At 68.3% G+C, this 5,128-nt stretch carries 6 protein-coding genes and 2 pseudogenes; 4 read left to right on the top strand and 4 right to left on the bottom strand.

The annotated features are described in order from the left end of the window. Positions 1-385 precede the first annotated feature (385 nt). The 3 genes from ACFWSK_RS37330 (at position 386) to ACFWSK_RS37320 (ending at position 2,624) form a co-directional block, all read left to right on the top strand. The gene (locus tag ACFWSK_RS37330) at positions 386-541 is read left to right on the top strand and encodes a hypothetical protein (RefSeq protein ID WP_159050677.1); all 156 of its coding nucleotides are present in this window, start codon (positions 386-388) and stop codon (positions 539-541) included. A gap of 92 nt (positions 542-633) precedes the next feature. Further along, positions 634-1,845: a JmjC domain-containing protein gene (locus ACFWSK_RS37325; RefSeq protein ID WP_383796519.1), complete on the top strand. Its 1,212-nt coding sequence runs from the start codon at positions 634-636 to the stop codon at positions 1,843-1,845. Continuing rightward, positions 1,779-2,624 (top strand): aldo/keto reductase, encoded by an 846-nt coding sequence (locus ACFWSK_RS37320; protein ID WP_383796516.1) that lies wholly within the window; start codon positions 1,779-1,781, stop codon positions 2,622-2,624. Before ACFWSK_RS37325 ends, ACFWSK_RS37320 begins: the two co-directional genes overlap by 67 nt. Here the strand turns inward: ACFWSK_RS37320 and ACFWSK_RS37315 are convergent. The 3 genes from ACFWSK_RS37315 to ACFWSK_RS37305 form a co-directional block, all read right to left on the bottom strand. After that, positions 2,615-3,472: a hypothetical protein gene (locus tag ACFWSK_RS37315; protein ID WP_383796522.1), complete on the bottom strand. Its 858-nt coding sequence runs from the start codon at positions 3,470-3,472 to the stop codon at positions 2,615-2,617. The genes ACFWSK_RS37320 and ACFWSK_RS37315 overlap by 10 nt on opposite strands. A 62-nt stretch (positions 3,473-3,534) precedes the next feature. Next, positions 3,535-3,933, bottom strand: a complete 399-nt coding sequence (locus ACFWSK_RS37310) for a hypothetical protein (RefSeq protein WP_383796512.1) — start codon at positions 3,931-3,933, stop codon at positions 3,535-3,537. Between the two features lie 8 nt (positions 3,934-3,941). Next, a complete protein-coding gene (locus ACFWSK_RS37305) occupies positions 3,942-4,406 on the bottom strand; it encodes an NUDIX domain-containing protein (protein WP_383796509.1) in 465 nt (154 codons plus the stop codon). Positions 4,407-4,502: 96 nt separating this feature from the next. On the opposite strand from ACFWSK_RS37305, the pseudogene ACFWSK_RS37300 reads away from it, so the two are divergent. Then, a pseudogene (locus tag ACFWSK_RS37300) lies at positions 4,503-4,601 on the top strand (phosphohydrolase); the annotation flags it as partial. A gap of 129 nt (positions 4,602-4,730) precedes the next feature. On the opposite strand, the pseudogene ACFWSK_RS37295 reads toward ACFWSK_RS37300, so the two are convergent. Further along, positions 4,731-5,128 (bottom strand): annotated as a pseudogene (locus tag ACFWSK_RS37295) (transposase); the annotation flags it as partial.

Here is a 5,128-nt window from a genome sequence, read left to right as displayed (position 1 = left end):
ATCCAGTACCGCAGCAACCTAATCGACGGCTGCCTAGCCGAGACCGGCCTGACCATCAGATCTGCGTAACGACACCACGAGTTAAACCTCAGTAGAACGGGATTCCCGGGTACGTGGTCGAGTCCGCGGGGCTGGCGCCAACAGCTCGCCGTGCTCCTGTACGCCGCCGCCGTCATCGTCCTGGTGGTCACCCTGGCAATCGCCGGTGATCCCGGCCGCTGACCGGCACCCCGCTCCCGGCATGAATTCCGCCTTCGCTCGACCCGTGGCCTCGCGCCACCCCCTTCTCCTCACCGGCCCGGGAACAGCCGGGCTGGTGAGGCACGCCCCATCGGGGCTGGGTCGGCACCCGTCGGCCCTGGACTTCCAAGAGATGGAGACACACATGGCAGTGCAGAAGGAAGACCTACTGATCGGCGTCGAGAGCCTGATCAAGGTCCAGGACCGCTTCACCGCTGCGGCGGCGGAGTCCGACTCCACCGGCACCTCCGCGGGCGACGACGGTGAGAACCGCGACGGCCTGAACCTCCCGCAGGAGTAGCGCCACCCGCCCGCCGCAGAAACCAACCGGGGGCTCGTCAGCTACGGCGGGCCCCCGTCCTTCACCCGCCATGACGCCGACCGGAGGAACACATGGACCACCACTTCATCGCCGCATTGGAGAAGGCCCTCGGCTGGGACGGGCCCGGTGCACTAGGAGCCGCCTTCGCCCGGGGAACGATCGAGGACCTTGATCTACTCGATCGCCTGCTCAACCCCAGGAAGCTGCTGGACCTGGTGATGCGCCGCAGTGTCACCACACCCCAGTTCCGCATCTTCCAGAACGGGGCCGAACTGCACCCCGGACGCTACATCCAGCCCTCTGTCACCCGGCGGGGGCAGGCCATCCCCATGGCCGACATGCGCCGCGTCGGCGGGCTGATGCGCGAGGGCTGCACCATGGTGCTGGACGAGGTCGACTTCTTCGACCCGGCCATGGAAGCCACCTGCCGCGCGCTCCAGTGGCGGGCCCGCGAGCTGGTGCAGGTGAACGCCTACCTGACCACCCAGGACGCCAGCGGCTTCAAGCTCCACTGGGACGACCACGACACCGTGATCGTCCAGCTCGTCGGCCGCAAGAGCTGGGAAGTCCGCGGCACCTCGCGCAAGGTTCCGATGTACCGCGACTCCGCCCCCAATGCCGAGCCCAGCGAGAAAATCGTGTGGCAGGGCGTCATGGAGCCCGGCGACGTGATGCACATCCCGCGCGGCTTCTGGCACCAGGCCACCCGCGATGACCAGGGCGACGGCTACAGCCTGCACGCCACCTTCGGCATCGTGAAGCGCGTCGGCGTGAACTGGCTGGCCTGGCTCGCCGACCAGGCCCGCACGCAGGACCTGTTCCGGTACGACCTGGACCGCTGGAACTCCCCCGGCCAGTGGGAGGGACAGCAGCAGCTCCTGGCCGACGCCGTCGCCGAGATGGCTACGAAGCTGACTCCGCAGGACTTCTTCGATGCCCGCGAGCGGGAACGCCTGGCAGCCCGGCATGTCCCGGCCACCGGCCTGTTCGGCAAGCCCGCGGCCGTCGTGTGCGTCACCGACTTCGAGCCCGTGATCGAGGAGCACCACGACACCGTGGACGTTCTCGCCGCAGGCAAGAAGCTCACGTTCGCCGGCAAGGCGTACCCCGCCCTCGCCCTGCTGCTGAGCGGCCACCCCGTCGACATCGCCGACGCCACCGAGAAGACCGGCCTGGACGTGGAACAGCTCGCCGAGATCCTGGTGAAGGAGGAACTGTGCACGGAGCTGACCCCCGCCTTGTCCTCGGCCTACACCGGTCTCGTCACCACCGCGACATCCTGACGGCCGCACTCGACCTCGGCGTCACCGCCCTGGACACTGCGGCTCCCTACTTCGGCTTCCGCTCGCACACGGTGCTGGCCGAGACGGCCGCCGATCTGCTGCCGAGGTTCACCCTCTCCACGAAGGTGGGCTTCTTCCCGAGCGCTGGAGGTGCGGAGCACTCCCTTGATCCGGTCCGGCTGCGGCTGGCCGTCGAGCGAGCGGCCCGGGAACTCGGCAGGGAACCTAACACCGTGCTCCTCCACAACCCCGAACGGGCCCTCGCTGGCCTGTCCACTGCCGATGGCCACACCCTCCTCGGCGATGCCTGCACTGCCCTGGCCGACGCCGCCCGCGACGGTCTGTGCCGCGCCTGGGGTGTGGCCTCCTGGGATACCCGGTCGCTCGGGACGGTCCAGGTGGACGGCCTGCCGTCCCCGGACGTCCTGATGGTCCGGGCCGGGTTCCTCGTGGGCATGGACCTACTCGACGCCACAACCATCCTTCGCACCGCCTGGCAGCCGGGCGAGACCTGGGGCATGAGCCCCTTCGGCGGCGGCCACAGGAAGGTGTGGGAGGAATTCGACCCCCGGCCGTTTCTGCGGCCGAGTCACGGGGATCTGTCGCGCATACAGGCGGCGTTCCGGACCGCGTTCCACCTGCCCAGCACCTCCGCGATGGCAGTCGGCACCGACGTCTCCGGGCACCTGGCCCAGTTGGTCCAGGCCCTGGGCGCCGAGGTGGATACCGCCGCCGTCAGTCAGTACCTGCGGGCCCTCCATGGGCACCGTCAGAGCTGAAGCTCGGCCACCAGGCGCTCGGCCTCCTTCCGGGCCGGCGCCAGCAGCGGATCCTCCTCGTACGCGTAGGGTCCGACGATCTTCGACAGGAAAAACAGCGACATCAGCTTGCCGTCCCGGCTCTCCAAGTCCGCACGCCGCTCCTGGTGGACACGGTCCGCGAGCCCCGGGACGGCAAGCGCGTTGCCCCACAGCGTTGCGGCGTCCAGGCCCCGGGGCGCCATGCCCCAGTCCTCCCAGTCGATGAGGGAGAACTCCGGTCCCATCACGTTGGCCCAGGTCAGATCCGCATGAGCCGGCGCCCACCGCTCGATCCGCGTGTCGGCCACCCCAGGGAAGACAGCTTTGAGGGTCTGGGTCACGTGCTCCTGCGTGATCGTCACCGTGTCCGGCGTCGCGATCCGCGGCGTCTGCTGTGAGGCGAGCGCGTCCAGCGAAGCGTTCAGCGCCCCCCACCACTCCTCCGGCAGGCCCGGGTCTTCGAGCACCAGGGCACCCCTGCCGACAGACGGCGACGCAATCAGCTCCAGCTCATCCGCGCGCCACATCACCGGCTCGCCTGCCTCGCGCCACGCCACGCCCTGGTACCACTCGGGCATCGCCACCCCTTGCAGCACAGCAGCAGCCTCGGTCCCGTTCCAACCCTGCGGGCCGATCCGCTCAAATCCCCGCCGCTCGATACGCACCCACGTCCCCCGGCCCGTACGGCCACCCAAGGAACGGCGCTTGCGCACCAGGGCCTCCCGAACCAGTCGCACCTGTAGGGCCTCCTCCACGCGCTCCAGCACGTCTTCCACAGGCTGACGGCGCAGGTCCACCTGGGCAGCAACGGGCAGGGATCCAGTTATCACGACCTCCTCGGCGAACGGACGACCGTATCAGGAAGAGCCCCGCCGACACGATCCGTCCGTCAACACGGAGCACCGCAACTTTCCCTGTCGTCGGCTGTTGCAAGAATGGTGCCCGCCTCGCCCACGCCGTCCGCGGTGGACGAGTCTTCCTTGACCGAGGCAGTGGCCGCGCTCACGGCGATCAGCATCGGCATCCCTCGGTCGAGGAGACCGACGCGACCGGCCTCGAGCGCAGCTGCCTGCTTCTTGGAACTGGTGAGGAGCAGACCGGTCAGCTCGGCGGTGGTGGACTGCTCGAACCACCACGCGGCGTAGTCCTCACTGACCACTCGCCCCCACGAAGCGGCATCGTACTCGTGAGCGGAGCCGAGTAGCTGGACGCTGGGGAAGCGAGCGCCGAGCAGACGTAGCTGCGTGATCTTGCCGGCGTTGTCCGGGCCGTTGAGGCTGAGGAACATGACGACGGTCAGGGGGCGCTGATCTGGGTGTCGAGCACGGCCGTGATGGCCTCGACGTTGCTGGCCATGAACTCGGCCAGCGCCGGCGGCATCAGGTCGAGCTGCCGGATCGCCTCTGCGGTGAACGGTACGTGCACGACCTCGTAGCCGCCCCGCTCGGGCTTGTCGAACTCGGCGCCCGTACGGGCCGCGATGTCCATCTGCTCCAGGCGCGCGGCGAAGATGTGTTGGACACCCAGGCCGTCTTCCAGCGAGTCGGTGATCAGGTGCACGAGCTCAGCCTTGCTCAGTTTGCCTCCGAGCTCCTCGAACACCTCGCGGTGCAGGGCGTCCTCAATGCTCGCGTCCTCGGCCTCGACGCCGCCACCGACGGTCACCCAGTACGCGTCCCGGCCGGGCTTGGTCCGCTTGATGAGAACGAGCTCGTCGCCGGCCAGGAGGATGGCCCTGGCGTTGCGCTTGGTAATCGTCATTTCCGGTATCTCTCTGGGATGCGTGCACGGCCGTTGCTGATTCGCCGATGAAGGGCGTGCTGAGTGGCCCATCGCCGCAGATCGACGACGGAGCCGAACCATTCTTTCGTTCAGTTGGAAGCCGAGGAGCGTGGGCTCCGGGAGAGGCTTGAGGCTGAGTTCCCGTTGCTGGAGCCTCGGCCAGCGGATGCAGTCGCAGGGTCGCGGGGATTCGCGGCGCAGGTGAGCCTGGGCACTCTGGCCTGTGCGTTATGGGTAGTTCGATGGAACGAGGTGGGGCTCATTGCTAGTACTGAGGTTGAACTCGGAATGTCGTGCTGCTGATCAGACGGGTCTGATGGTCAGGCCGGTCTCGGTGAGGCAGCCGTCTATGAGGTGGCTGCGGTACTGGATGTGCCGTAGGCCGCGCCGGACGGTCTGGACAAGATGTTCTGGGGTGCTGAAGGCGACGTTGGAGAGCCACCCGCGCCGTAGGAGCGACCAGATCCCTTCGACGGGGTTGAGGTCGGGCGCGTAGGGCGGCAGGTAGTAGATGGTCAGCCAGTCCCGGGCTTCGGCAAACTCCCGCAGTCCGGCGGCCTTGTGGACGTTGAGGTTGTCCCAGACCAGCACGATCGGGCCGCCGGCGGTGGGCGGCGATCAGCAGGTCACGGTAGTCGCGCCAGGAGAAGCTCTTGCGCCCGTCACGCCGGCCGTCGTCGCGGCGGGGCCGGTAGATCAGC

This window comes from Streptomyces sp. NPDC058620, from assembly GCF_042717135.1.
Classification (GTDB): Bacteria; Actinomycetota; Actinomycetes; order Streptomycetales; family Streptomycetaceae; genus Streptomyces.
The sequence above is the reverse complement of the archived record's forward strand: the minus strand, read 5'-3'. Positions and strand labels throughout refer to the sequence as shown.